Origin of the sequence: Streptomyces sp. NPDC127177 (assembly GCF_042672475.1) — a bacterium.
Taxonomy (GTDB): Bacteria; Actinomycetota; Actinomycetes; order Streptomycetales; family Streptomycetaceae; genus Streptomyces.
In genome coordinates this window covers 39,135-65,387 of the sequence record NZ_JBHXUW010000034.1, presented here as the reverse complement: position 1 = coordinate 65,387, position 26,253 = coordinate 39,135, and the positions used below count along the sequence as shown (strand labels likewise).

Sequence of the window (26,253 nt, the reverse complement as noted above, 5' to 3'; positions counted from 1 at the left end):
CCGCCTCACAGTTGATCTTCAAGTCCCCGTCCAGTGCCGGCGCGGAGAGTAGGAGGAGCAATCATCCGCCCGAGTGCCAGGAGCAGAGGATGACTTCAGCGAGGAGCTTCACACATGCGCTGGCGAAACGGTTCGCCTCCGGCGCCGCGGACACCGCCCTGCTCTGCCCGGACGGCGAAGGCGGCGCGGCGGTCCGTACGTATGCCGAGCTCGACGCACGGGCCGGCGCCGTCGCGGCCGAACTGCTGAGCCGCGGCGCGGCGGGTGAGCCCGTACTGGTCTCGGTGGACAGCGGCCCGCACACCGTCGCCGCCCTGCTCGGCTGCCTGTTCGCCGGCGCGGTCGCCGTGCCCGTGCCGCCGCCGGACCTCTCCCGCGCCGCCGCCGAACGCACGGCGGCCATCGCGGCGGAGACCGACGCCACCCTGATGCTCACCGAGTCGGCCCACGCCCCCGAGCTGTCCCGCCGCCTCGCCGCAGCCGGGCACACGTCCGTCGTCTGCCTGGCCGTCGACCGGCTGCCCGGACGCGGCCCCGGCTGGGAGCCGCCGGACCGCTCGGGCGCCGACACCGCCCTCATCCAGTACACATCGGGTACCACCGCGGGACCGCGCGGAGTCCTGGTCACGCACGCCAACCTCACCGCCACCATGGAGAGCCTGCGCGACGCACTCGGCACCGACCGGACCTCACGCATCGGCGGCTGGCTGCCCCTCCACCACGACCTCGGCCTGATCGGCCAGCTGCTCCACCCGCTCTGGCTCGGCGCCACCGCCGTGGCCATGCCCCAGCGGCTGTTCGCGCGCGCCCCGCTGAGCTGGCTGCGCGAGGTCTCCCGGCACGGTGTCACCGTCACCGCCGCCCCCGACTCCGCCTACGCACGCTGCCTGGCCGACGCCACCCCGGACGATCTCGCCGGCCTCGACCTCAGCGCGCTCGAAGTCGCCGTCAACGCCTCCGAACCGGTGTCCGCCGTCACCCTGGACGCCTTCGCGCGCCGTTTCGCGGCCGCCGGACTGCGCCCCGGCACACTCACCACGGGCTACGGCCTGGCCGAGGCGACCCTCCTGGTCAGCCTGGGCACCGAACGCCCCCCGGCCCCGGTGACGGTGGCCGCCGGCCGGCTGGATCAGGGGGAGATGGGCCCGCCCGTACCGGGAGAGCCCGTCCGCACCCTGGTGGCCTGCGGGCCCCCGAGCGGTGTCACCGTCCGGATCGTCGACCCGGCCACATCGGCCGTGCTGCCCGACGGATCCGTGGGGGAGATCTGGGTCCGTGGCGACGCCGTGGCCGCCGGGTACTGGCGCCGGCCGCTGGAGACGTCGGACAGCTTCGGCCGGGTCACGAGCGGCGGCGAACACGGATTCCTGCGTACCGGGGACCTCGGCGCGCTGCGGGACGGCGAGCTGTACGTGACCGGAAGGATCAAGGACGCCCTCCTCATCGACGGCCGCACCCTGCACCCGCAGGAGGCCGAGCGCCAACTCGGCCGATCGGGATCCCCGTTCGGCTCCGCTGTGGTGCTCTCGGCCTCCTCGGCGCACGAGGAGATCGTCGCCATCCAGGAGATCCGCGGAGCAGGCTGGAACCCGGTCCAGCTCGCCGGCCTCGCCGAACGGGTCCGCGGCTGCCTGCACCAGGAGTTCGGCGCGGACCTCGCCGGGGTGGTCCTGGTCCGCCCCGGCACGGTACGGCGCACCACCAGCGGCAAGGTACGCCGCTCCCTGATGCGCGAGCTCTATCTGCGCGGCGAACTCCGCCCGTTGTACGCATCGGCGCCGCCGTACGCCGCAGAAGGAGGCTGATGTGATGCCCGCCACCGTCGTCCGGGCCGGTCACCAGGACGTGTCCCGGCGTGCCGAGCGGCTGGAATTCCGCTTCGGCGACCCCTGCGATCCGGCGAACCCGCTCGGCTTCCGCGCCCTGCTCGCCGCGGACGGGGAGCGCGAACTCCTCCCGGCCGCGGAGGACCTCCTGGACCAGGAGGGTTTCGGGGCGGAGCTGGTTCCGGCCGGGCTCGGGGGGCGGCTCGGCGACGCGGGCGGGCTCATGCGGATGCTGCGGCCGGTCTTCCGCCGCGACGTGGCCCTCGCCTTCGGTTACGGGATCACCTCGCTGTTCGCCGCGGCCCCCGTGTTCGCCGCCGGATCGCCGCGGCAGCGCGAGACCGTCGCCGGGCTGCTCGTATCGGGCGGCCGCGCGGCCATCGTGCACCGCTCGCTCGCCCACGGCACCGCCATGCTGCGCGGCGAACTCACCGCCATGGAGTACTCGGGCGGCCGGCTGCTGGACGGCCGCAAGGACGTCGTGCTCAACGCCGAACGCGCGGGCGCGGTCGTCGCCTACGTACGGACCGACCCCGCACCCGGGTCCGCCTCCCACTCCGTGTTCCTCGTCGAACCGGACCGGATCGCGCCCGGTGGCATGCGGGTGCTGCCCCGCAGGTCCACCACCGGAATGCGCGGCTGCCGCTTCGCCGGGTACGAGTTCGACGCCTGCGAACTGCCGGACGACGTGCTCGTCGGTGAATCCGGGGCCGGAGTGCGGCTCTCGCTGCGGACCTTCCAGCTCAACCGCACCCTCATCACCGGCGCCATGGTCGCATCGGCCGACACCGTGCTGCGCGCCGCCGTCCGGGCCGCACTCGCGGGAGGCACCCTCGGACGCCGCCAACGAGGCGTCGTCGCCGGTGTCTTCGCCGACCTGCTGGCCTGCGACAGCATGGCCACCACGGTGCTCCGCGCGCTGTCCCTGCTGCCCGGCGCCGCCCACCTGGCCGCCGCCGACCTCAAGTACCTCGTACCGGAACTGCTCAGGGACGACCTGGAGGAACTCGCCACCGTCCTCGGCGCAGGCGGCTACAGCAGGGAGACCGACCAGGGCATGCTCACCAAGCTGCTCCGCGACCTGCCGGCCGCCGGGCTCGGCCACGCGGGCACGGCGGCCTGCCAGGCCGTGGTCATCCCCCAGCTCCCGCTGCTGGCACGGAGCTCCTGGGGCCGGGAGGAGGAGCCGCCCGCCGCGCTGTTCAGCATCGGCTCCCCGGTCCCGCACCTGGACATCGGCAGCCTCCAGGTCGCGGGCGGCGGAGACCCGCTGGCCGCCGCACTGGGCGCGGCCGCCGCACGGCTGGACGATTCGGCCGGGCGGGGGCCGTACCACGAAGCACTCCGCACGATGTCCGCCGCCTTCCTCGCAGGTCTGCACGAGGTGCGGGACCGCTGTCGGCTCATCGAACCGGGGGACCGGTCCGCGTTCGTCAGCCCGGCCACCGCGGCGCTCGCCGACCGCCACGCCGTGCTCTCCGCGGTCGGCGCGGCCCTCGGCGTGTGGGAGCACCACCGGCACTCGGACACCTTCCTCGCCGACCCGGCCTGGCTGGTGCTCGCGCTGCACCGGTACGGGCGCCGTCTCGGCCTCCGCTTCCCCGCGCCGCCCCCGGACTGCGTCGACCGGGTCGCCGGGGAACTGCTGGCGCGCTTCCGCGCGGGCCGCAGCTTTGATCTTCACGATGTCGCTCTGGCGGAAGCGGGTACCACATGAGCACCTCCGGAAGGCCGGTCATCGCGGAGCCCCTGCCCATGCCGGGACCGGAGAGCCACTGGAGCCGGGTGCGGCAGTCCATGGCCTGGTACGGCCATGTGGTGGTGCACGCGCACCTGCGCGACTGGCTGCCCGCGACCCTCGCGGATCCCCAGCTGCGCCCGTTGCTCGGGGTCACCGACTGGCAGCGGCTCAACACCCTCCAGGACGCCGAGGCCCGCGGCCGGTTCGCCGCCTCCCGGCTGCTGGTCAAATACACCGCGGGCGCGGCCCTGCAGACGCCGCCCGAGACCGTGGAACTGGCGTCCAAGGCCGGTGGCCGCCCCTTCCTGCGCGGCTGCGACCAGATCGAGGTCAGCCTCAGCCATACGCGGGACCTCCTGGTCGTCGGCCTCAACCGGCGCGGTCGGGTCGGCGTCGACACCGAGCTGGCGGACCGCCGGATCCAGTACTCGGCCGTCCAGCGCCATCTGTGCACCCCCGCCGAGCGCCGCTGGCTCGGCACCCTGGCCCCGGGGGAGCAGCAGCGCGGGCTGGTGCGCACCTGGACGCTGAAGGAGGCGTACACCAAGGCGCTCGGCCAGGGCATGCGGATGGGCTTCAACCAGTTCGGCTTCGATCCGGAGGCCACCGTCCTGCTCACCCCGCAGGGAGAGCCCGCGTCGCACGGGGAGTGGGCGTTCTCCACCTTCGAGCTGGACGGCGGCTACCTGGTCGGCGTCGCCTGCCAGGACACGGGGCTCACGGAGGAAGGTGACACCGCCGTCTCCACCATGCTCGACGAGGGTTTCCTGGGCGATGTCGTCGACCTCGTGGGCCGCGCCCGGCGCTGACGGCGCCCACGGGCAGCACGAAGGCCCCGTTCACGTCCTGGGGAGGACGGGAACGGGGCCTTCGCGTTACTTCTTGGTGCGCCGCACCCGCGTGGCGAACGCAGGTTCGGTGTGCGGCGCGGGGTGCCGGTCAGGAGCGGGAGAGAGGGCCCGCTGGGTCCCGTCCGGCGATCACATCGGGAATGCTCAGCCCTGGAGGGTGGCAGCCTTGGTGGCCAGCGCCGACTTCTTGTTGGCGGCGGCGTTCTTGTGGATGACACCCTTCGAGACAGCCTTGTCGAGCGCACGGGACGCGTCGCGAACGGCCACGTTGGCCTTCTCGACGTCTCCCGCAACGACGGCCTCGCGGGCCTTGCGGATCGCGGTCTTGAGCGACGACTTGACGGCCTTGTTGCGCAGGCGCGCCTTCTCGTTGGTCTTGTTCCGCTTGATCTGGGACTTGATGTTCGCCACGAAAGAGCCTTTTCAGGTTCGTTGGATCTTCGATGTGCGCCCTGCGGCCATAGAGCCACGAGGCACAGCTGTCCACGGTAGCAGCCGCGCTCCGACCGGCCCAAACCGCGTCTCGCTCCGCAGGCGTGGGACGATGGCAGCTACGTACAGATCCGACCGACCCGACATCGACCCGAGACACGGCGTTCGGCGTCTCAAGAATCAGGACCCTGCGTGCCCGCGACTCCTCTCCACGTGCCCGAGCCGAGCCGTACCGACCCGGCGCTGATCCGCAACTTCTGCATCATCGCGCACATCGACCACGGCAAGTCGACCCTTGCCGACCGGATGCTCCAGCTGACCGGTGTGGTCGACCAGCGGCAGATGCGCGCTCAGTACCTCGACCGGATGGACATCGAGCGCGAGCGTGGCATCACCATCAAGTCCCAGGCGGTACGGCTGCCCTGGGCGCCCACCGTCGGCGAGGACCAGGGCCGCACCCACGTCCTCAACATGATCGACACCCCGGGGCACGTCGACTTCACCTACGAGGTCTCCCGGTCGCTCGCCGCCTGTGAGGGCACGATCCTGCTGGTCGACGCCGCGCAGGGCATCGAGGCCCAGACCCTGGCCAACCTCTACCTGGCGATGGAGAACGACCTCACCATCGTCCCGGTGCTCAACAAGATCGACCTGCCCGCCGCCCAGCCCGAGAAGTTCTCCGAGGAGCTGGCGAACCTCATCGGCTGCCAGCCCGAGGATGTGCTCAAGGTCTCCGCGAAGACCGGCATCGGTGTGGACGCGCTCCTGGACCGGGTGGTCAGGGACGTACCGGCACCCGTCGGCAAGGCCGACGCCCCGGCCCGCGCGATGATCTTCGACTCGGTCTACGACTCCTACCGCGGCGTCGTGACGTACGTCCGTGTCGTCGACGGCTCGCTGAACAAGCGCGAGCGCATCCGGATGATGTCGACCGGCGCCACCCACGAGCTGCTGGAGATCGGTGTCTCCTCCCCGGAGATGACGCCGTCCGACGGCATCGGCGTGGGCGAGGTCGGCTACATCATCACCGGTGTGAAGGACGTCCGGCAGTCCAAGGTCGGTGACACGATCACCTCCCTGAACAAGGGGGCGACCGAGGCGCTGGGCGGTTACAAGGACCCCAAGCCGATGGTGTTCTCGGGTCTGTACCCGCTGGACGGATCGGACTACCCGGACCTGCGCGAGGCGCTCGACAAGCTCCAGCTCAACGACGCCGCCCTGGTGTACGAGCCGGAGACATCCGCCGCCCTCGGCTTCGGCTTCCGCGTCGGCTTCCTCGGGCTGCTCCACCTCGACGTGGTCCGTGAGCGGCTCGAGCGCGAGTTCGGCCTCGACCTCATCGCCACCGCGCCCAACGTGGTCTACCGGGTGGATATGGAGGACGGGACCGAGCACACCGTCACCAACCCGAGTGAATTCCCCGAGGGCAAGATCGACAAGGTGCACGAGCCGGTCGTCCGGGCCACGGTCCTGGCGCCCAGCGAGTTCATCGGCGCGATCATGGAGCTCTGCCAGCAGCGCCGCGGCACCCTCCTCGGCATGGACTACCTGTCCGAGGACCGGGTCGAGATCCGCTACACCCTGCCGCTCGCCGAGATCGTCTTCGACTTCTTCGACCAGCTGAAGTCCAAGACCCGCGGCTACGCCTCGCTCGACTACGAGCCCACCGGCGAGCAGTCCGCCGAGCTCGTCAAGGTCGACATCCTGCTGCACGGCGACAAGGTCGACGCGTTCTCCGCTGTCACGCACAAGGACAAGGCGTACGCGTACGGCGTCCGGCTCGTCGCCAAGCTGCAGAAGCTCATCCCGCGGCAGAACTTCGAGGTGCCGATCCAGGCGGCCATCGGCTCCCGGGTCATCGCGCGTGAGACCGTCCGCGCGATCCGCAAGGACGTCCTCGCCAAGTGCTACGGCGGTGACATCTCCCGTAAGCGGAAGCTGCTGGAGAAGCAGAAGGAGGGCAAGAAGCGGATGAAGATGGTCGGCAACGTGGAGGTGCCGCAGGACGCGTTCATCTCCGTGCTGTCCACCGACGAGTCCGCCGGGGAGAGCAAGGCCAAGAAGTGACGCCGTCCCCCCGACTGCGAACCTACTGATCGGTAGACCGACGGGCCCCCGCTTCGCAGAACGCTGCGGCGCGGGGGCCCGTTCGTTATGAACCGGGGTCCGGTTGCCCCTTACGCACCGGACGCGCGCGCTCTACCCTGATCACGACTTCGTAGTTACTCGTGAGTTAAACAAGCAGGATCAAGCACCAGCACACACGCGGAGAGCAAGCCGCAAACCAGCAGCCGGTCGTGAAGCACTGCCGCAGGCCCGGAGGATGTCGTGAGCGACGCACAGACCATGATCGAGAACCGTCCGCCCTCCGTGGCGACCCTCTTCATCGACCGGGTGGCCGCCACCCCGGACGCGGAGGCCTACCGCTATCCCGTCCCCCCGGCCGACGGCCGGGGCGCCGACGAGTGGAAGTCGCTCAGCTGGGCGCAGGCCGCCGAGCGGGTGTACGCCATCGGGGCCGGACTGATCGCTCTGGGGGTGCGGCCGGAGGAGCGCGTCGCGCTCGCCGCCAGCACCCGCGTGGAGTGGATCCTCGTCGACCTCGGCGTCATGTGCGCGGGCGCCGCGACCACCACCATCTACCCCTCGACCAACGTCGAGGAGTCGGCCTTCATCCTCTCCGACTCCGAGAGCCGGGTCCTGATCGCCGAGGACGCCGGACAGCTGGCCAAGGCCCGTGAGCGCCGTGACGAGCTGCCGGGCCTCGCCCATGTCGTCGTCATCGACGCCGAGGGCGCCGGACCCGCCGAGGGCGACCCGGAGGGCTGGGTGATCACGCTCGCCGAGCTGGAGGCCCGGGGCGCCGAGCACCTGGCGAAGAACCCGGCCGCGGTCACCGACCGGGTCGACGCGATCACCGCCGACCAGCTCGCGACCCTCATCTACACCTCGGGCACCACCGGCCGCCCCAAGGGCGTACGGCTGCCGCACGACAACTGGTCGTACATGGCCAAGGCCACCGTCTCCACGGGGCTGATCACCAAGGACGACGTCCAGTACCTCTGGCTGCCGCTCGCGCACGTCTTCGGCAAGGTCCTCACCTCCGGCCAGATCGAGGTCGGACACGTCACCGCAGTCGACGGCCGGGTCGACAAGATCATCGAGAACCTCCCGGTCGTCCAGCCGACGTACATGGCGGCCGTCCCCCGCATCTTCGAGAAGGTCTACAACGGGGTCGCGGCCAAGGCGCGGACCGGTGGCGCGGCCAAGTACAAGATCTTCCAGTGGGCGGCCGGGGTCGCCCGCGAGTACGCGAAGGTCTCCCAGGACAACTTCCGGCGCACCGGCACCGCCTCCGTGCCCTTCGCGCTCGGCGCCAAGCACAAGGTCGCCGACACCCTCGTCTTCGCGAAGATCCGCGAGGCCTTCGGCGGCCGGCTCCGGGCCTGCGTCTCCGGTTCCGCGGCACTCGCCCCCGACATCGGCTTCTTCTTCTCCGGCGCCGGGATCCACATCCTGGAGGGCTACGGCCTCACGGAGTCCAGCGCCGCCTCCTTCGTCAACCCGGGCGAGGCCTACCGCACCGGCACGGTCGGCAAGCCGCTCCCCGGCACCGAGGTCCGGATCGCCGACGACGGCGAGATCATGCTGCGCGGCCCCGGCCTGATGCAGGGCTACCAGGGACTGCCGGAGAAGACCGCCGAGGTGCTGGAGGCCGACGGCTGGTTCCACACCGGCGACATCGGCGAACTGTCCGTGGACGGCTACCTGCGGATCACCGACCGCAAGAAGGACCTGATCAAGACGTCGGGCGGCAAGTACATCGCCCCGGCCGAGGTCGAGGGCCAGTTCAAGGCGGTGTGCCCGTTCGTCTCCAACATCCTGGTGCACGGCGCGGACCGTAACTTCTGCACCGCGCTGATCGCCCTCGACGAGCCGACCATCCTCGGCTGGGCCGCCGAGAACGGCATGGAGGGCAAGTCGTACGCGGACGTCGTCGCCGCCCCGGCGACCGTCGAGCTCATCGACGGCTATGTGAAGCGGCTCAACGACGGCTTGCAGCGCTGGCAGACCATCAAGAAGTTCCGGCTGCTCCCGCGTGACCTCGACATCGAGCACGGCGAGGTGACGCCCAGCCTCAAGCTGAAGCGGCCCGTCGTCGAGCGCGCCTACAAGGACCTGATCGAGGACATGTACGCGGGCTCCCGCGAGGCGTGACGACGCCCGGACACCCGGCTCCGGCCACCCGCCCCCCGCGCCAGGACGCGGTGGACGGGTGGCCCTTCGCGTATCCGTCCCCCGGCCGCGCTCCCGGCTGTGCTCGGGCCGCCACTCTCCGCCGACTTCTGCGCCCACTTCCGTAACTCGACGCGTACGGGCTGGGCCGATCTGTCACTCTGTCGGTGGCGTCAGCGGCGCAAGAGCGAGAAACAGGCAGAGCGAGAACAGGTCAGGAGCCGCCCTGTGGGGTCCATTCCCTTGCAGCGGGACATCGTGCAGCGTCCCGGAAGCAGTGCCGCGTCCACGGGTGGCCAGCCGGTCGCCCGCACGAGCCTGCCCGGGAATCTGCTCGCGCCCTCCGCGGCCCGGCGCTTCGTCGCCGCGGCACTCGCCGAGTGGAGCGGGCTCGGGCTGCCCGCCGCCGTGGGGTTCAGCGACCGGCTCACCGACGACGCGGCGGTCATCGTCAGCGAACTGGTCACCAACGCCGTCGTACACGCCGGGACCAACGTCGAGCTGCTCTTCCGGCTGGAGGAGGCGACGGAGGACGAGGCGTCGGCACTGGTGCTGGAGGTCTCCGACCACCACCCGGCCCGTGCCGTGCGCAGCGACGGCCGCGAGCCCGGCACCGGGTCCGACGGCGCGGCCGGTCCGGGGGAGCCCGCCGAGTACGGGCGCGGCCTCGAACTCGTCGCGACCCTCGCCGAACGCTGGGGCATCACCTACCGCACCGGCCTCAAGACCGTCTGGGCCCGGCTGCCCGTGGACGACTGGAACCCCTTCACCGACGCCCGCGCCGAGCCGGGCTTCCAGCACGGGCTGCGCGCCGCCGAGCTGCTCGCCCCCACCGCCCGGCGCGCCCTGCGGGACGACGCGGACTGGGCCGGACGCGGTGCGCTCTCCTTCCTCGCCGAAGCCTCCGACCTGCTGGCCGGACAGCTCGACGAGGACATCGTGGCCGCGCTCGCCGGACAGTTACTCGTCCCCAGGCTCGCCGACTGGTGCGCCATCTGGCTGGAGCCGGAGAGCGGCGGCCGCGCGGCCGTCCCGCGGCTCGCCAAGGTCTGGCACATAGACGAGACCCGCACGGACCCGCTGCGGGCGCTGCTGGAGGGTGACCCGCTCCGGCTGCCCGAACGCGTCGGCACCGGACCCGTCTCGATCCCCTGGCCCGGCAGCGCGGAGGACGGCGCCGAGAAGCCGGACGGGAGCGAAGGCGTCGCGCTCGCGTACCGGATCACCTCGGGCGGCCGCACGCTCGGCGCCGTACTCGTCGGCCGCGAGGGCATCGCGCGGGTCCCCGACGAGGTGACCGCCCTGATCGAGGACTTCGTGCGCCGGGTCGGCCTCGCCGTGGGCGCGGCCCGCGCGTACACCAGGCAGGCCACCATCAGCCGCATCCTCCAGCGCGGACTGCTGCCCAGCAAGGTCGCCGACATACCGGGCGTCGCCAGCTCACTCGTGTACGAGCCCAGCGACGACGGGGTGGTCGGCGGTGATTTCTACGACATCTTCCCGTGCCCGAACGACCGCTGGTGCTTCGTCCTCGGCGACGTCCAGGGCAGCGGCCCCGAGGCCGCCGTCGTCACCGGCCTCGCGCGCCCCTGGCTGCGTCTGCTGGCCCGCGAGGGCTTCCAGGTCGGCGAGGTCCTGGTCCGGCTCAACCGGCTGCTCCTCGACGACGCGATGGAGGCGGCCGAGGCCGCCGCGCTGATGGTCGCCGCGGCGGGCGGCCAGCAGTCGGCGGAGAGCGGCCCCCGGTTCCTCTCACTGCTGTACGGGGAGCTCGTACCGCTGCCGGACGGCGGCGCGCGCTGCACCCTGGCGAGCGCGGGCCACCCGCTGCCGCTGCTGCTGCGCCCCGACGGCACGGTGCGTCCGGCCGCCGAACCGCAACTGCTGCTCGGTGTCGTCGACGACGCCGAGTACGTGAGCCAGAGCTTCGACCTGGCGCCCGGCGACAGCCTGCTGTGCGTCACCGACGGGGTGACGGAACGACGCTCGGGGCCGGTGATGTTCGACGACGGGGACGGGCTCTCGCAGGCGCTGGCGGGCTGCGCCGGGCTGAGCGCGGAGGACATCGCGGACCGCATCAAACACGAGGTGCACGCCTTCGCCGAGCGCCCGCCGGACGACGATCTGGCGCTGCTGGTCCTGCAGGCCCTGTAGGGCGGACCGAGGTGGCGTCCGGTTGCCGGGCGGCGCGCGACAATGGACGGTATGCCTTCCGTACTGCCCGATGGTGAGCCCGTGCCCGACGACGGGGCGCTGCCCCGCCATGCCCTGGAAGGCGCCGCCGACCGGCCGCTCGGCTTCTACCTGCACGTGCCGTACTGCGCGACCCGCTGCGGCTACTGCGACTTCAACACCTACACCGCGACCGAGCTGCGCGGCTCCGGCGGGGCGCTGGCCTCCCGGGACAACTACGCGTCCCACCTCATCGGCGAGGTCCGCCAGGCCCGCAAGGTCCTCGGCGACGACCCCAGGCCGGTCCGCACGGTCTTCGTCGGCGGTGGTACGCCGACGCTGCTCGCCGCCGCCGACCTCGTCAGCATGCTGGCGGCGATCCGGGAGGAGTTCGGGCTCGCGGACGACGCCGAGATCACCACCGAGGCCAACCCGGAGTCGGTCGGCCCGGCCTACCTGGCCGAGCTGCGCGAGGGCGGCTTCAACCGGATCTCCTTCGGGATGCAGAGCGCCCGGCAGCACGTACTGAAGATCCTCGACCGCACACACACCCCCGGCCGGCCCGAGGCCTGTGTGGCCGAGGCGCGGGCGGCCGGCTTCGACCACGTCAACCTCGACCTGATCTACGGCACCCCCGGCGAGTCCGACGACGACTGGCGGGCCTCACTGGACGCGGCGATCGGCGCCGGGCCCGACCACGTGTCGGCGTACGCCCTGATCGTCGAGGAGGGCACCCAGCTGGCCCGCCGGATCAGGCGCGGCGAGATCCCGATGACGGACGACGACGCACACGCCGACCGCTACCTCATCGCGGACGAGGCGATGGCCGCGGCCGGCTTCTCCTGGTACGAGGTGTCGAACTGGTCCCGCACGCCGGAGGGCCGCTGTCTGCACAACGAGCTGTACTGGCGCGGCGCCGACTGGTGGGGCGCCGGACCCGGCGCGCACAGCCACGTCGGTGGCGTGCGCTGGTGGAACGTGAAGCACCCGGGGGCGTACGCGCAGGCGCTGGCCGAGGGCCGGTCGCCGGGGGCGGGACGCGAGATCCTCTCCGCGGAGGACCGCCGGGTCGAGCGCATCCTGCTCGAACTGCGGCTCTCCGACGGCTGCCCGCTCTCGCTGCTCGCCCCGGCGGGGCTGGCCGCGGCCGGGCGGGCCGTGGCCGACGGCCTGCTGGAGCGGGGCCCGTTCGGGGACGGGCGGGCGGTGCTGACCCTGCGGGGGCGGTTGCTGGCGGATGCCGTGGTGCGGGACCTGGTGGACTGAGGGAGCCCGCCCCCGGGCCCCGCTCCTCGACCGCCGGATGGGCCGGAAACGGGGCGCCCGCTCAGACGCCGGTGGGGGGTGCCGTGACGAAGTCGATCAGCTCTTCCACCCGGCCCAGCAACTCCGGCTCCAGGTCGCGGTAGGAACGCACGGTCGACAGGATCCGCTGCCAGGCCGCCCCCGTGTTCTCCTCCCACCCCAGCGAACGGCACACACCCGTCTTCCAGTCCTGTCCGCGCGGGATCACCGGCCACCCGGCGATCCCGACCGAGGACGGCTTCACGGCCTCCCACACGTCGATGTAGGGGTGGCCGACCACCAGGACGTTCCCGTCCGAGATCTGCGCCGCGATTCGGGACTCCTTCGAACCCGGCACCAGGTGGTCGACCAGCACGCCGAGCCGGGCGTCCGGGCCCGGGGAGAACTCGCGCACGATCGCCGGGAGGTCGTCGATGCCCTCCAGGTACTCGACGACCACACCCTCGATCCGGAGGTCGTCGCCCCAGACCCGCTCGACCAGCTCCGCGTCGTGCCGGCCCTCCACGTAGATCCGCCCGGCCCGCGCCACCCGCGCACGTGCCCCGGGGACCGCCACCGAGCCGGAGGCCGTACGGGCGGGGCGCACGGGGCCGCCGGCCGACGGGCGCACGAGCGTCACCACCCGGCCCTCCAGCAGGAAGCCGCGCGGTTCCATCGGGAAGACCCGGTGCTTGCCGAACCGGTCCTCCAGGGTCACCGTCGGGCCGGTGGCCGTCTTCTCGCAGCGGATCACCGCACCGCAGAAGCCGGTGGACACCTCCTCCACGACCAGATCCGGATCGGCGGGCACCTCGGGGGCGGGGGCGGACCTCTTCCACGGTGGGGTCAGGTCCGGCTGATAGCTGCGCATCGGATGACGATAGGACGCGGCGGGCTCACGACACGCCGAAGCGGATGGCCAATGCGTCGCGCTGCGCCCGGACGAACGCCGCGTCCACCACCGCTCCGTGCCCGGGGACGTACCGTGCGTCCTCGCCGCCCAGCGCCAGCAGCCGGTCCAGCGCGGCCGGCCAGCGCGAGGTGACCGCGTCCGGGCCGGCCTGCGGTTCGCCCGACTCCTCGACCAGATCGCCGCAGAACACGATGGCGGGCGAACCCGGCACCAGCACCGCCAGATCGTGGCCGGTGTGTCCGGGGCCCACGTCGGCCAGCAGCACCTGCCGGCCGCCGCCCAGATCGAGCGTCCATTCCCCGTACACCTGGTGGTGCGGGGCCACCAGCACGTCCACCGCCTCGGCCGCCTCCCGTTCCGGCACCCCGTGCGACACCGCCGAGCGGTGGAGGCCGTCCGTCCCGGTGCGCAGCAGATCCGTCAGACCGGCCGCCCCGTAGACCTGGGCCCCGGCGAAGACGGCCGTGCCCAGTACATGGTCGAAGTGCGGATGGCTCAGTGCGATATGTGTCACCCTCCGACCGGTCATCCGCCGGATCTGGCCATGCAGTTCCGCGCCCTCCCGGAGGGTCGAGCCGGTGTCGCAGAGAAGGGCTCCGTCCGCTCCGACCACCAGTGCGACCGTCGCGTCCCAGCCGGGCAGCCGTCGCCTGCCCACCCCGTCACCCAACCGCTCCCAGCCGAACTCTTCCCAAGTGGCGTCCATACGGCGACGCTATCGGGCAACGACCTGCGCAGTCTCGCGGTAGCGTGGCCGGTCGCCCTTGCTAGGGGACCACCCCGTCGCCGTACACTGACCGGGGGATTGCTGGCACTCGTACGGACAGAGTGCCAGGAAACGTCCCCTGAACGACCCGAGAACGACCGAGGCAGACAGCTGGAGGTGTGCGCGATGCTCAGCGAACGCAGACTCGAAGTGCTGCGCGCCATCGTCCAGGACTACGTCGGCACCGAGGAGCCCGTCGGCTCCAAGGCGCTCACGGAACGGCACCAGCTGGGGGTCTCCCCGGCCACCGTCCGCAACGACATGGCGGTGCTGGAGGACGAGGGCTTCATCGCCCAGCCCCACACCAGCGCGGGACGCATCCCGACGGACAAGGGCTACCGGCTCTTCGTCGACCGGCTCGCGGGCGTCAAGCCCCTGTCGTCGCCGGAGCGCCGCGCCATCCAGAATTTCCTCGACGGCGCGGTCGACCTCGACGATGTCGTGGGACGTACCGTACGGCTGCTCGCGCAGCTGACCCGGCAGGTCGCCGTCGTGCAGTACCCCTCGCTGACCCGCTCGACGGTGCGGCACGTGGAACTGCTCCTCCTGGCCCCCGCCCGGCTGATGCTCGTGCTGATCACGGACACCGGCCGGGTCGAACAGCGGCTGGTCGACTGCCAGACGCCGTTCGGCGAGACCTCTCTCGCCGATCTGCGGGCCCGGCTCAACAGCCGGGTGGTGGGACGCCGTTTCGCGGACGTCCCGCAGCTGGTGCAGGACCTGCCGGAATCCTTCGAGAGCGAGGACCGGGCGACCGTGTCCACGGTGCTCTCGATCCTGCTCGAAACCCTCGTCGAGGAGACGGAGGAGCGGCTGATGATCGGCGGCACCTCCAACCTCACCCGCTTCGGGCACGACTTCCCCGTGATGATCCGGCCGGTGCTGGAGGCATTGGAGGAGCAGGTCGTGCTGTTGAAGCTGCTCGGCGAGGCCAAGGACTCGGGCATGACCGTACGAATCGGGCACGAGAACGCCCACGAGGGACTCAACTCCACGTCCGTCGTCGCGGTCGGCTACGGTTCGGGCGACGAGGCAGTCGCCAAACTCGGCGTGGTCGGACCGACCCGCATGGACTACCCCGGAACGATGGGAGCGGTACGCGCAGTGGCACGTTACGTCGGACAGATCCTGGCGGAGTCGTAAGTGGCCACGGACTACTACGCCGTACTAGGCGTGCGCCGCGACGCTTCACAGGACGAGATCAAGAAGGCCTTCCGGCGGCTCGCTCGCGAGCTGCACCCGGATGTGAACCCCGATCCGAAGACCCAGGAGCGGTTCAAGGAGATCAACGCCGCTTACGAGGTGTTGTCGGACGCTCAGAAGAAACAGGTCTACGACCTCGGCGGCGACCCGCTGTCCGCCTCCGGCGGAGGTGGCGCCGGCGGATTCGGACAGGGTGGCTTCGGCAACTTCTCCGACATCATGGACGCGTTCTTCGGCACGGCTTCGCAGCGCGGGCCCCGTTCGCGCACCCGGCGCGGCCAGGACGCCATGATCAGGCTGGAGATCGACCTCTCCGAGGCGGCCTTCGGCACGACCAAGGACATCCAGGTCGACACGGCCGTCGTCTGTACGACCTGCAGTGGTGAGGGTGCCGCACCCGGCACCTCCGCCCAGACCTGTGACATGTGCCGCGGTCGCGGCGAGGTCTCCCAGGTCACCCGGTCGTTCCTCGGCCAGGTCATGACCTCACGGCCCTGCCCGCAGTGCCAGGGATTCGGCACGGTCGTGCCGACCCCCTGCCCGGAGTGCGCCGGCGACGGCCGCATCCGCTCGCGGCGCACCCTCACGGTGAAGATCCCCGCGGGTGTCGACAACGGCACCCGCATCCAGCTCGCGGGCGAGGGCGAGGTCGGCCCCGGCGGCGGCCCGGCCGGCGATCTCTACGTCGAGATCCACGAGCTGCCGCACGCGGTGTTCCAGCGCCGCGGCGACGATCTGCACTGCACGGTCACCATCCCCATGACGGCGGCGGCCATAGGCACCAAGGTGCCGCTGGAGACGCTCGACGGCCTGGAGGAGGTGGACATCAGGCCGGGCACCCAGTCCGGTCAGTCCGTCCCGCTGCACGGGCGCGGCATCACCCACCTGCGGGGTGGCGGGCGCGGCGACCTGATCGTGCACGTCGAGGTGATGACCCCGACGAAGATGGATCCGGAGCAGGAACGCCTCCTGCGGGAGCTCGCCAAGCTGCGCGGTGAGGAGCGGCCCACCGGCCAGTTCCAGCCCGGTCAGCAGGGCCTGTTCTCCCGTCTCAAGGACGCGTTCAACGGCCGCTGAGCACACGCACCGAAACCGTACGGGCCCGGATTTCCGGGCCCGTACGGTTTTGCGGACAAAAGGTGTCCACGGGGTGCGCATCACGGGACAGGAAGGGCATGACACGATGCCGTCATGCCATCCGCGTTGACCGATCTCTGCCGGTATCCGATCGTGCAGGCCCCGATGGCGGGCGGAGTCTCCTGCCCGCAGCTCGTCGCCGCCGTGGCCGAGGCCGGCGGGCTCGGCTTCCTGGCCGCCGGGTACAAGACCGCGGACGGCGTGTACAACGACATCAAGCAGGTACGCGGGCTGACCGGCCGGCCCTTCGGCGTCAACCTCTTCATGCCGCAGCCGGGCCTCGCCGACCCGAGCGCCGTCGAGGTGTACCGGCACCAGCTCACGGGCGAGGCCGCCTGGTACGAGACCCCGCTCGGCGACACCGACTCCGGGGGCGACGACGGCTACGAGGCCAAGCTCGCCATCCTGCTGGACGACCCCGTCCCCGTCGTCTCCTTCACCTTCGGCTGCCCGACCCGCGACACCCTCGACGCGTTCGCCGCGGTGGGCACGTACACGGTCGTGACGGTCACCACGCCCGAGGAGGCCCAGGCCGCGCAGTGGGCGGGTGCCGACGCGGTCTGCGCCCAGGGCGTCGAGGCCGGCGGCCACCAGTCCACGCACCGCGACGACCCGCAGGCCGACGGCCTGGGGACCGGGCTGCTCTCCCTGGTGGCGCAGGTCCGCGAGACCGTGCAGATCCCGGTCATCGCCGCCGGCGGGCTGATGCGCGGCTCCCAGGTCGCCGCGGTGCTCGCGGCCGGTGCCGACGCCGCGCAGCTCGGCACCGCCTTCCTGATCTGCCCCGAGTCGGGCGCCCAACTGCTGCACAAGCAGGCCCTGACCAACCCGCTGTTCGTCCGCACCACCCTGACCCGGGCGTTCTCCGGACGCCCCGCCCGCGGCCTGGTCAACCGCTTCGTACGAGAGCACGGGCCGTACGCCCCCGCCGCCTATCCGCAGGTCCACCAGCTGACCGCCCCGCTGCGCAAGGCGGCGGCGAAGGCCGGGGACGCGCAGGGCATGGCGCTGTGGGCGGGCCAGGGACACCGGATGGCGCGCGAGCTGCCGGCCGGCCGGCTGGTCGGGCTGCTCGCCGAGGAACTGGACGCCGCGCGCGCGGCCGTGAGCACGAGGAGCACGCAGTGACGGCACCCGTCTTCGTCGTCGATGAGATGCCTCAGGGGCCCGGGTTCGTCCTGGAGGGGCCGGAGGGGCGGCACGCCGTCTCGGTGAAACGGCTGCACGCCGGTGAGGACGTCGTCCTGACGGACGGCCGCGGCCGCTGGGCCGAGGGCGTCGTGGCGGCGGCCGAAGGCAAGGACCGGCTGGTCCTCACCGGTCTGGAGACCGTCCACGAGGAACCCGCTCCCGATGTCCGCATCACCGTCGTCCAGGCACTGCCCAAGGGCGACCGGGGCGAACTCGCCGTCGAGACGATGACGGAGACCGGCGTCGACGCGGTCGTGCCGTGGCAGGCGGGGCGCTGCATCACCCAGTGGAAGGGCGACCGCGGGCTCAAGGCCCTGTCGAAATGGCGCAGCACCGCCCGCGAGGCCGGCAAGCAGTCGCGCCGGGTGCGGTTCCCGGAGGTGGCGGACGCGATGACGACCAAACAGGTTGCCGCACTTCTGGCCACGGCCGACTTCGCCGCCGTACTGCACGAGGACCGGGGTCACGACAGCGAGCGGCTGGCCACCGTCGCCCTGCCCGACAAGGGCGAGATCGTGCTGGTCGTCGGCCCCGAAGGCGGCGTTTCGCCCGAGGAGTTGGGCGCTTTCGCCGCCGCGGGCGCGCTGACCTGCCGGCTCGGACCGACCGTGCTGCGCACCTCGACGGCGGGGACGGCGGCGACGGCACTGCTGCTGGGCCGCACCGGCCGCTGGTCATGACCCCCGCCGATCACCCCGGCGCCCGCCTTTTCTGGCCGCAAGCGGTCTACCGCACCGTCAGGAGCGGTGGGAAGCTGCCCGTATGGGGACATCAAGGGCATGGCGCAGTCGAAGGATCCACCGCTTTCCGGCCGTGATCGCGCTGGCGGGCGCGGCCGTCGCGGGCCTGACGGCATGTGATCCCGTCAACGGCCTGAACTCCGCGTCCATCGCGGTGACCACCGACCGGACCGCCACCCGTGCGCTGGAGCACGAAGGGGTGGACGTGCAGTGGCTGAGCTGCACGGCACGGACCGGCGGGGGCGCGAAGTCCGGTTCACCCACCGCCTCCACCGAGCGCATCGCGGACGTCGACTGCAACGGCCGCACCAAGGGCGGCAAGGACATCAGCCTCCGCGGCAAGGTCGACCGGGAGGTCGAAGGCCGGTGCGTCAGCGGTGACATGACGGCGAAGGCGGCGGGGAAGACCGTCTTCCGCGCCACGACGCTCGGCAACTGCGACGCGGCGCCGACGACTTCCGCACCGCCCCCGCCCGCGGCGGGCAGCGGCGGGGGAGGGGCCCGGCCGACGGTGACGGTGACCGTGACGGTCACCGCCCCGCCCCAGGGCAAGTGAGTGCGCGCGGACATCTGCCCGACGGTGGACTCCGGCCAACTCCGTTCCTCCTCGCGCGGCGTCGGCCTAGGCTGATCGTCGTGACGCAGCCTTCCTACCTCCGGTATCCCCATGTCCAGGGCGACCATATCGCCTTCACCGCCGAGGACGATGTCTGGCTGGCGCCGCTCGACGGCGGCCGAGCCTGGCGTGTCAGCGCCGACAACCGACCCGTCACCCAGCCGCGGATATCTCCCGACGGCACCCTCGTCGCCTGGTCGTCCACCCGGGACGGGGCGCCCGAGGTGCACATCGCGCCGGCCGACGGCGGCCCCTCCGAGCGGCTGACCTACTGGGGCGACGCACGGACCGCCGTGCACGGCTGGACCCCCGGGGGAGAGGTGCTCGTCCTCAGCACCCAGGGCCAGGTCTCGCTGCGCCGCACCTGGGCCAGGGCCGTCCCGGTCGACGGAGGGCCCGCACGGACCCTGCCTTACGGACCGGTCGGATCGCTCGCGTACGGGCCCGGCGGTCGGATCCTGCTGCTCTCGGCCACCATGGGGCGCGAGGCGGCCAAGTGGAAGCGCTACCGGGGCGGTACGGCCGGCAAGCTCTGGATCGCCGCCGACGCACCGGGTCACGGGGCCGCTGAGGAGGAGTTCGTACGTGTCCACGCGGACCTCGACGGCAACATCGAGTGTCCGATGTGGGTCGGCGAGCGCATCGCGTTCCTCTCCGACCACGAAGGCGTCGGGGCCGTCTACTCCTCCCTCCCCGACGGCACAGGACTGCGCCGGCACACCGGCATCGAGGGTTTCTACGCCCGCCACGCCACCACCGACGGCACCCGCGTCGCCTACGCATCGGGCGGAGAGCTCTGGCTCCTGGACGGTCTGGAGAGCGACGGGCCGCGCCGGCTCGACATCCGGCTCGGCGGCCAGCGCGCCGACCTCCAGCCGCACCCCGTGCACGCCGGCGGCCACCTGACGTCCGCGTCCCCCGACCGGACCGGCCGCGGCAGCGCGGTCGGCTCGCGCGGAGCCGTCCACTGGGTCACCCACCGCGAGGGCCCGGCCCGCGCCCTGGCCGTCGAACCCGGTGTACGGGCCAGGCTGCCGCGCACCTTCCAGGCCGACGGGGACCAGCACGTCGTCTGGGTCACCGACGCCGAGGGGGACGACGCGCTGGAGTGCGCACCCGCCACCGGCACCTCACCCGGCTCCGTACCGCGCCGCCTCGCCGCGGGCCGGATCGGCCGGGTCCTCGACCTGGCACCCGCTCCCGACGGCAGCCGGTTCGCCGTCGCCGCCCACGACGGCCGCGTACTGATCGTCGAACGGGAGAGCGGTGAGGTCCACGAGGTCGACCGCAGCGAGCACGGCGACGCCTCCGGGCTCGTCTTCTCGCCCGACTCCTCCTGGCTCGCCTGGTCGCACCCGGGCCCCGAGCCGCTGAGCCTGCTGAAACTCGCCCACCTCACCGACCTGACGGTCACCGAGGCCACCCCGCTGCGGTTCCGGGACTTCGCGCCCGCCTTCACCGCGGACGGAAAGCACCTGGCGTTCCTCTCCGAGCGGGCCTTCGACCCGGTCTACGACTCGCACGTCTTCGACCTGGCCTTCATCGGCGGCTGCCGGCCGCATCTGCTGACGCTCGCGGCGACCACCCCCTCCCCGTTCGGGCCGCAGCTCCACGGCCGCCCGACCGAGCGGGAGAAGAGCGGCGAGGGCGAGGACAACCCCACCGCCCTCCCGGTCACCCGCATCGACCTGGACGGGCTCGCGGACCGGATCGTGCCGCTGCCCGTCGAGGCCGCCAACTACTCCTCGCTGCGGGCGGCGAAGGACGGCCTGCTCTGGCTGCGCCACCCGGTCACCGGAGTCCTCGGTACGAGCGCGGCCACGCCCGACGCCCGCCGCCCCGAAACCGTGCTGGAGCGGTACGACCTGGAGAAGCTCCGCTGCGAGGAACTCGCTTCCGACGTGGGGCGGTTCGCGGTCAGCGGGGACGGCAAGCGGCTGGTGCTGCACAGCCACGGCCGGCTGCGCGTCGTACCGTCCGACAGCCGAGCGCCGGGAGGTTCCGACGACGACCACGACGGCGAGGGCAACGTCACCGTCGACCTCTCCCGGATCCGCCGCACCCTGGACCCGGCCGCCGAATGGCGCCAGATGTACGACGAGGCCGGGCGCATCATGCGGGACAACTTCTGGCGGCCCGACATGGGCGGCACCGACTGGGCCGGTGTCCTGGACCGCTACCGGCCCGTCCTGGAGCGTGTCGCCACCCACGACGACCTCATCGACCTGCTGTGGGAGGTACAGGGCGAACTCGGCACCTCCCACGCCTATGTGACCCCGTCGGGTGGCTGGCGCGACGACTCGGCCCGGCAGGGGCTGCTCGGCGCGGACATCTCCCGCGCGGACGACGGGAGCTGGCGCATCGACCGGATCCTGCCGTCCGAGACCTCCGACCCCGCAGCCCGGGCGCCGCTCGCCGCACCGGGTGTCGCCGTCCGCGCGGGCGACGCGATCCTGGCCGTCGACGGCCACCCCGTCGACCCGGTCACCGGCCCAGGACCGCTGCTCACCGGCTCCGCCGGCCACCCGGTGGAGCTGACCGTCTCACCGGCCGACGGCGGCGACCCGCGCCATGTCGTCGTCGTCCCGATCGCCGACGAGGAGCCGCTGCGCTACCACGCGTGGGTCGCCGACCGGCGCGCCTACGTCCACGAGCACTCCGGCGCCCGGCTGGGCTATATCCACGTCCCCGACATGGCCGGCCCCGGCTGGGCCCAGATCCACCGGGACCTGCGCACCGAGGTCGCCCGTGAGGGGCTGGTGGTGGACGTACGGGAGAACCGCGGCGGCCACACCTCCCAGCTGATCGTGGAGAAGCTGGCCCGCCGCATCGTCGGCTGGGACCTGCCCCGAGGCAGGCAGCCCTCCAGCTACCCGGTCGACGCGCCGCGCGGTCCGGTGGTGGCCGTGGCGGACGAGTTCTCCGGCTCGGACGGCGACATCGTGAACGCGGCGATCAAGGCGCTGGACATCGGCCCGGTCGTCGGGACCCGCACCTGGGGCGGTGTGGTCGGCATCGACAGCCGCTACCGGCTGGTGGACGGCACGCTGGTCACCCAGCCGAAGTACGCGTTCTGGATGGAGGGTTACGGCTGGGGCGTCGAGAACCACGGCGTCGATCCGGACGTCGAGGTCGTCATGACGCCGCAGGACCGGGCGGCGGGGCGGGACCCGCAGCTGGACGAGGCGATCCGGATCGCGCTGGAGTCCCTGTCCAGGACCGCGGCGAAGACGGCGCCGTCGCTGCCTGAGTGACGCTGGAGGCAGGGGGGCGGGTGCAGGGGCGCCTGTGGCGGGCCTGTTCCGCACCCCGCCCCTGCCCGTAACCGGGGCGCTGCCCCGGGCCCCGCGCCTCGATCGCCGCAGGGGCCGGATTTTCGGGGGTCCGGGGGCAGCGCCCACGAAAACGGCCGCGTCCCTCCGGCTAGGCTGCCCACTGACGGATCACCGAGACCGAAGGAGCGCCAAATGGCGGGAGAACCCCAGCCCGACTGCCTGTTCTGCAAGATCGTCTCGGGTGAGATCCCGGCGACCATCGTCCGGGAGACCGACACCACCGTCGCCTTCCGCGACATCAACCCGCAGGCACCCACCCACGTACTCGTCATCCCGCGCCTCCACCACCCGGACGCCGCATCCCTCGCCGCCGCCGAACCGCAGGTCCTCGCGGACATCCTGAGCGAGGCGGGTCAGGTCGCCGCCGACGAGAAGATCGCCGAGACCGGCTACCGGGTCGTGTTCAACACCGGCACCGGTGCCGGGCAGACCGTCTTCCACGCGCACGCGCACGTCCTGGGCGGCCGCGGCCTCCAGTGGCCCCCCGGCTAGAACGGACCACCGCACACCGTGTCCGCACGTGAACTCGTCGTCCTCGGCACCGCCAGCCAGGTCCCGACCCGGCACCGGAACCACAACGGCTACCTGCTGCGCTGGGACGGCGAGGGCATCCTCTTCGACCCCGGCGAGGGCACCCAGCGCCAGATGCTGCGGGCCGGCGTCGCCGCGTACGACATCAACCGGATCTGCGTCACGCACTTCCACGGCGACCACTCGCTCGGCCTGGCCGGGGTGATCCAGCGGATCAACCTCGACCAGGTCCCGCACCCCGTCACCGCGCACTACCCGGCGAGCGGACAGCACTTCTTCGAGCGGCTCCGGTACGCGACCGCCTACCGCGAATCCGTCGAGCTGACCGAGGCCCCGGTCGCCGCCGACGGGCCGCTGGTCACCACCGGCGCGTACACGCTCGGCGCCCACAGGCTCTCGCACCCCGTCGAGTCGTACGGCTACCGGCTCGTCGAGCCCGACGGGCGACGGATGCTGCCCGCGAGGCTCGCCGAGCACTCCATCGCCGGACCCGACGTCGGGCGGATCCAGCGCGAGGGCGCCCTGGGCGGGGTCACGCTCGACGACGTCTCCGAGCACAGGCGCGGACAGCGGTTCGCGTTCATCATGGACACAAGGCTCTGCGACGGTGTGTACGCGCTCGCCGAGGGATGCGACATGCTGGTCATCGAGTCGACCTTCCTCGACGAGGACGAACGGCTGGCCACCGACCACGGCCACCTGACCGCCGGACAGGCCGGCCGGGTGGCGCGGGAAGCGGGCGTGCGGCACCTGGTGCTCACGCACTTCTCGCAGCGCTATCCGGACCCCGTGGTCTTCGAGACCCAGGCCAGGGCCGCCGGGTTCGAGGGCGAACTGACCGTCGCCCAGGACCTGATCAGGGTCCCGGTCCCCACGCGGCACCAGCCGCAGCACCCGTAACAGCACAGCACCACCTGCGTTAGCGAGAAACCGTGCACCTCCCCAAAGCCGAACTCCACCTCCACATCGAAGGAACCCTCGAACCAGAGCTGGCCTTCGCGCTCGCCGCACGCAACGGCGTGGAACTCCCGTACGCGGACACCGAAGCGCTGCGCCACGCCTACCTCTTCGACGATCTGCAGACCTTCCTCGACCTGTACTACGCGCTGATGGCGGTGCTCAGGACCGAGGACGACTTCGCCGATCTCGCCGACGCCTACCTCACCCGCGCCGCGGCCCAGGGCGTGCGCCACGCGGAGATCTTCTTCGACCCGCAGGCGCACACCGCCCGGGGCGTCCCGATCGGCACGGTCGTCGGGGGGCTCGGCCGGGCCCTTGAGCGCAGTGAGGAGAAGCACGGCGTCTCCACCCAGCTCATCATGTGCTTCCTGCGCGACCAGTCCGCCGAATCGGCGCTGGAGACCCTGGAGGCCGCCAAGCCGTATCTGCACCGGATCAGCGCCGTCGGCCTGGACTCCGCCGAGGTCGGCCACCCGCCCGCCAAGTTCCGCGAGGTGTACGCCGCCGCCGAGGCGCTGGGGCTGCGCAAGGTCGCGCACGCGGGCGAGGAGGGGCCGCCGGAGTACATCCGGGAGGCTCTCGACGTACTGGGCGTGGAGCGCATCGACCACGGGCTGCGCTGCATGGAGGACCCGGAGCTGGTGGAGCGGCTGGTCGCCGGCCGGGTGCCGCTCACGCTCTGCCCGCTGTCCAACGTACGGCTGCGGGCCATCGACACCCTGGAGGAGCACCCGCTGCGGGCCATGATGGACGCCGGACTGCTCTGCACGGTGAACTCCGACGACCCCGCCTACTTCGGCGGGTACGTCGGAGACACCTTCCACGCCGTGCACGAGGCGCTCGGCCTGGAGCGCGAACAACTGCGCGCCCTGGCCCGGAACTCCTTCGAGGCGGCCTTCCTCGACCACGACGAGGAGCGCAGGGCGCGCTATCTGTCCGAGGTCGAGGCGTACGCGTTCGACTGACCGTCCGCGCCGGACGGGCCCGCCGTCCGGAACGCACTGCGGACCAGGCGCCGTCGGCGCAGCTCGGGCAGGCTGATCTCCGTGACGGCCTGCTCGGGCGCGCCGAGCCTGGGCACGGCGCCGGGCACCGCGCCGGTGGTGACGGCGAGCAGGGCCGCCGGAGCACCGCCCCTGCGGCGCACCGATCCCGGCACCAGCGGACGGCCACCGGTGTGCAGTGCGACGGCCGTCACCGGGGCCGCGACCAGCAGCGTCACGGCGCCCAGGATGAGCCCCATCACCGGATAGCCGGACTCCTCGGACAGCACGCTGCCCAGCAGTGGCCCGCAGGCCACCCCGACGGACGAGGCCGAGCCGGCGAGGACCGCCCAGCGGCCGCGTACGTCCAGGGACGCGGCCAGACCGATCAGATACGACAGGACCACCGGGTAGAAGGTGTTCCACACGATCTCGCCGGTCGCGAACGAGCCGAGGTCGCCCGCCGACGAACTGAGCACGATGCTCGCGGCGATGACCACCGTGCCGAGACCGATCGGCACCGCGCGCCCCAGCCGTGCGCCCAGCATCCCGGCGCCCATCACCCCGAGCAGTCCCGCGCCGAGCGCGGCGGCGAAGACAGCGCCGACGGTGACCTCGGACAGCCCCGCCTGGACGACGCCGATGCGGCTGCTGACACCCCACAGCGCGTTCTGCGCCATCGACCAGACGAGCATGCCGCCCGCGAGCACCAGACCGGAGCGGCGGTGCGGCAGCCGTCCGGACGCGGTGACGGCCGGACCGGCCGACATCGCCCCGCCCAGCCGTGAGGTGGCGGGCCAGACGAGGAGCGCGACCAGGGCGATCGAGGCGAACGGCAGCCGGTGGCCACCGCCCAGATGAGGGATGGTCAGGTAGAGGACGCCCGCGGTCGCGGAGACGCTGAGCAGCCCGAGGGACGAGGTCCGGTGCGGATCGCGCTGGGCGGCGATGCCCGCGGCGGCGACCGCGGTCGCCGTACCGGAGCCGAAGCCGCCGACCGTCACGCCCAGGACCACGAGCGGTACGGAACCGGCCAGCGCCGCCGAGCCGTAGCCCAGCGCGGCCAGGACCAGCCCGATCCGTGCGGGCCGCTGCGGCCCGCACGTCTCGACCCGGCCCGCCAGGCAGAATCCGGCGGACGCCGAACTCAGCAGCAGCACACTGCCGACCAGTCCGGCCTGGGCCGCACTGAGATCCAGATAGGCGGAGAGCCTCCCCACGATGGTGGGGAGCAGATATGCGGCGAGGTAACCGGCGGTGAACACGGCAACCAGAGGCCACGCGGCGCTTGGGCGCGAGGACATGGGCGTTCCTGAAGACATGCCGGAGGAGGCGG

At 72.3% G+C, this 26,253-nt stretch carries 20 protein-coding genes; 16 read left to right on the top strand and 4 right to left on the bottom strand.

Annotated elements, in window-relative coordinates; translation table 11 throughout:
- Positions 1-89: 89 nt before the first annotated feature.
- The 3 genes from ACFVJX_RS21595 to ACFVJX_RS21585 are packed head-to-tail and all read left to right on the top strand — an operon-like array spanning position 90 to position 4,376.
- Entirely contained in the window at positions 90-1,805 is a 1,716-nt protein-coding gene (locus ACFVJX_RS21595; protein ID WP_384128475.1) for a fatty acyl-AMP ligase, read from the top strand.
- A gap of 4 nt (positions 1,806-1,809) precedes the next feature.
- Complete coding sequence (locus ACFVJX_RS21590; RefSeq protein WP_384128477.1) at positions 1,810-3,543, top strand: acyl-CoA dehydrogenase family protein; 1,734 nt, start codon at positions 1,810-1,812, stop codon at positions 3,541-3,543.
- The gene (locus ACFVJX_RS21585; RefSeq protein WP_384128479.1) at positions 3,540-4,376 is read left to right on the top strand and encodes a 4'-phosphopantetheinyl transferase family protein; all 837 of its coding nucleotides are present in this window, start codon (positions 3,540-3,542) and stop codon (positions 4,374-4,376) included. Before ACFVJX_RS21590 ends, ACFVJX_RS21585 begins: the two co-directional genes overlap by 4 nt.
- Before the next feature lie 186 nt (positions 4,377-4,562).
- Here the strand turns inward: ACFVJX_RS21585 and rpsT are convergent, their stop codons facing one another.
- A complete protein-coding gene (gene rpsT, locus ACFVJX_RS21580) occupies positions 4,563-4,829 on the bottom strand; it encodes a 30S ribosomal protein S20 (RefSeq protein WP_384128481.1) in 267 nt (88 codons plus the stop codon).
- A 213-nt stretch (positions 4,830-5,042) separates the two neighbouring features.
- Here rpsT and lepA point away from each other — a divergent pair, with 213 nt between their 5' ends.
- The 4 genes from lepA to hemW all read left to right on the top strand — a co-directional run bounded on the left by lepA (position 5,043) and on the right by hemW (position 12,524).
- Positions 5,043-6,917 carry a translation elongation factor 4 gene (gene lepA / locus ACFVJX_RS21575; protein ID WP_384128483.1) on the top strand — a complete coding sequence of 625 codons (1,875 nt, stop codon included), beginning with the start codon at positions 5,043-5,045 and terminating at the stop codon, positions 6,915-6,917.
- 261 nt (positions 6,918-7,178) lie between these two features.
- Positions 7,179-9,068 (top strand): AMP-dependent synthetase/ligase, encoded by a 1,890-nt coding sequence (locus ACFVJX_RS21570; RefSeq protein ID WP_384128485.1) that lies wholly within the window; start codon positions 7,179-7,181, stop codon positions 9,066-9,068.
- 261 nt (positions 9,069-9,329) lie between these two features.
- Positions 9,330-11,240 (top strand): SpoIIE family protein phosphatase, encoded by a 1,911-nt coding sequence (locus tag ACFVJX_RS21565; protein ID WP_384128577.1) that lies wholly within the window; start codon positions 9,330-9,332, stop codon positions 11,238-11,240.
- Positions 11,241-11,282: 42 nt separating this feature from the next.
- Positions 11,283-12,524: a radical SAM family heme chaperone HemW gene (hemW, locus tag ACFVJX_RS21560; RefSeq protein WP_384128487.1), complete on the top strand. Its 1,242-nt coding sequence runs from the start codon at positions 11,283-11,285 to the stop codon at positions 12,522-12,524.
- Positions 12,525-12,585: 61 nt separating this feature from the next.
- Here hemW and ACFVJX_RS21555 read toward each other — a convergent pair whose 3' ends face one another.
- Positions 12,586-13,413 carry a DUF3097 domain-containing protein gene (locus ACFVJX_RS21555; RefSeq protein ID WP_384128489.1) on the bottom strand — a complete coding sequence of 276 codons (828 nt, stop codon included), beginning with the start codon at positions 13,411-13,413 and terminating at the stop codon, positions 12,586-12,588.
- Between the two features lie 25 nt (positions 13,414-13,438).
- A complete protein-coding gene (locus ACFVJX_RS21550; protein WP_384128490.1) occupies positions 13,439-14,161 on the bottom strand; it encodes an MBL fold metallo-hydrolase in 723 nt (240 codons plus the stop codon).
- 186 nt (positions 14,162-14,347) lie between these two features.
- Between ACFVJX_RS21550 and hrcA the strand changes: the two genes are divergently transcribed.
- The 9 genes from hrcA to ACFVJX_RS21505 all read left to right on the top strand — a co-directional run bounded on the left by hrcA (position 14,348) and on the right by ACFVJX_RS21505 (position 24,899).
- Positions 14,348-15,364 carry a heat-inducible transcriptional repressor HrcA gene (gene hrcA, locus ACFVJX_RS21545; RefSeq protein WP_384128492.1) on the top strand — a complete coding sequence of 339 codons (1,017 nt, stop codon included), beginning with the start codon at positions 14,348-14,350 and terminating at the stop codon, positions 15,362-15,364.
- A complete protein-coding gene (dnaJ, locus tag ACFVJX_RS21540; protein WP_327336794.1) occupies positions 15,365-16,501 on the top strand; it encodes a molecular chaperone DnaJ in 1,137 nt (378 codons plus the stop codon).
- Between the two features lie 114 nt (positions 16,502-16,615).
- Positions 16,616-17,689: a nitronate monooxygenase gene (locus ACFVJX_RS21535; protein ID WP_384128494.1), complete on the top strand. Its 1,074-nt coding sequence runs from the start codon at positions 16,616-16,618 to the stop codon at positions 17,687-17,689.
- The gene (locus ACFVJX_RS21530; protein ID WP_384128496.1) at positions 17,686-18,432 is read left to right on the top strand and encodes a 16S rRNA (uracil(1498)-N(3))-methyltransferase; all 747 of its coding nucleotides are present in this window, start codon (positions 17,686-17,688) and stop codon (positions 18,430-18,432) included. Before ACFVJX_RS21535 ends, ACFVJX_RS21530 begins: the two co-directional genes overlap by 4 nt.
- Before the next feature lie 82 nt (positions 18,433-18,514).
- Positions 18,515-19,048 (top strand): hypothetical protein, encoded by a 534-nt coding sequence (locus ACFVJX_RS21525; protein WP_384128498.1) that lies wholly within the window; start codon positions 18,515-18,517, stop codon positions 19,046-19,048.
- A gap of 80 nt (positions 19,049-19,128) precedes the next feature.
- Positions 19,129-22,362: a S41 family peptidase gene (locus tag ACFVJX_RS21520; RefSeq protein WP_384128500.1), complete on the top strand. Its 3,234-nt coding sequence runs from the start codon at positions 19,129-19,131 to the stop codon at positions 22,360-22,362.
- A 213-nt stretch (positions 22,363-22,575) separates the two neighbouring features.
- Positions 22,576-22,935 carry a histidine triad nucleotide-binding protein gene (locus ACFVJX_RS21515; protein WP_384128502.1) on the top strand — a complete coding sequence of 120 codons (360 nt, stop codon included), beginning with the start codon at positions 22,576-22,578 and terminating at the stop codon, positions 22,933-22,935.
- An 18-nt stretch (positions 22,936-22,953) separates the two neighbouring features.
- A complete protein-coding gene (locus ACFVJX_RS21510; RefSeq protein WP_384128504.1) occupies positions 22,954-23,874 on the top strand; it encodes a ribonuclease Z in 921 nt (306 codons plus the stop codon).
- Between the two features lie 32 nt (positions 23,875-23,906).
- Positions 23,907-24,899, top strand: coding sequence for an adenosine deaminase (locus tag ACFVJX_RS21505; protein WP_384128505.1), 993 nt, complete (start codon positions 23,907-23,909; stop codon positions 24,897-24,899).
- Here the strand turns inward: ACFVJX_RS21505 and ACFVJX_RS21500 are convergent.
- A complete protein-coding gene (locus tag ACFVJX_RS21500) occupies positions 24,863-26,221 on the bottom strand; it encodes an MFS transporter (RefSeq protein WP_384128507.1) in 1,359 nt (452 codons plus the stop codon). The two genes, ACFVJX_RS21505 and ACFVJX_RS21500, sit on opposite strands and share 37 nt — an antisense overlap.
- Positions 26,222-26,253 lie beyond the last annotated feature (32 nt).

Coding starts and splice junctions, on each gene's coding strand:
- ACFVJX_RS21585 (WP_384128479.1), top strand. CDS start 3,540: ATGAGCACCTCCGGAAGGCCGGTCATCGCGGAGCCCCTGCCCATGCCG.
- hemW (WP_384128487.1), top strand. CDS start 11,283: ATGGACGGTATGCCTTCCGTACTGCCCGATGGTGAGCCCGTGCCCGAC.
- ACFVJX_RS21555 (WP_384128489.1), bottom strand. CDS start 13,413: ATGCGCAGCTATCAGCCGGACCTGACCCCACCGTGGAAGAGGTCCGCC.
- ACFVJX_RS21515 (WP_384128502.1), top strand. CDS start 22,576: ATGGCGGGAGAACCCCAGCCCGACTGCCTGTTCTGCAAGATCGTCTCG.
- hrcA (WP_384128492.1), top strand. CDS start 14,348: ATGCTCAGCGAACGCAGACTCGAAGTGCTGCGCGCCATCGTCCAGGAC.
- ACFVJX_RS21595 (WP_384128475.1), top strand. CDS start 90: ATGACTTCAGCGAGGAGCTTCACACATGCGCTGGCGAAACGGTTCGCC.
- ACFVJX_RS21590 (WP_384128477.1), top strand. CDS start 1,810: ATGCCCGCCACCGTCGTCCGGGCCGGTCACCAGGACGTGTCCCGGCGT.
- ACFVJX_RS21550 (WP_384128490.1), bottom strand. CDS start 14,161: ATGGACGCCACTTGGGAAGAGTTCGGCTGGGAGCGGTTGGGTGACGGG.
- ACFVJX_RS21535 (WP_384128494.1), top strand. CDS start 16,616: ATGCCATCCGCGTTGACCGATCTCTGCCGGTATCCGATCGTGCAGGCC.
- ACFVJX_RS21525 (WP_384128498.1), top strand. CDS start 18,515: ATGGGGACATCAAGGGCATGGCGCAGTCGAAGGATCCACCGCTTTCCG.
- ACFVJX_RS21500 (WP_384128507.1), bottom strand. CDS start 26,221: ATGTCCTCGCGCCCAAGCGCCGCGTGGCCTCTGGTTGCCGTGTTCACC.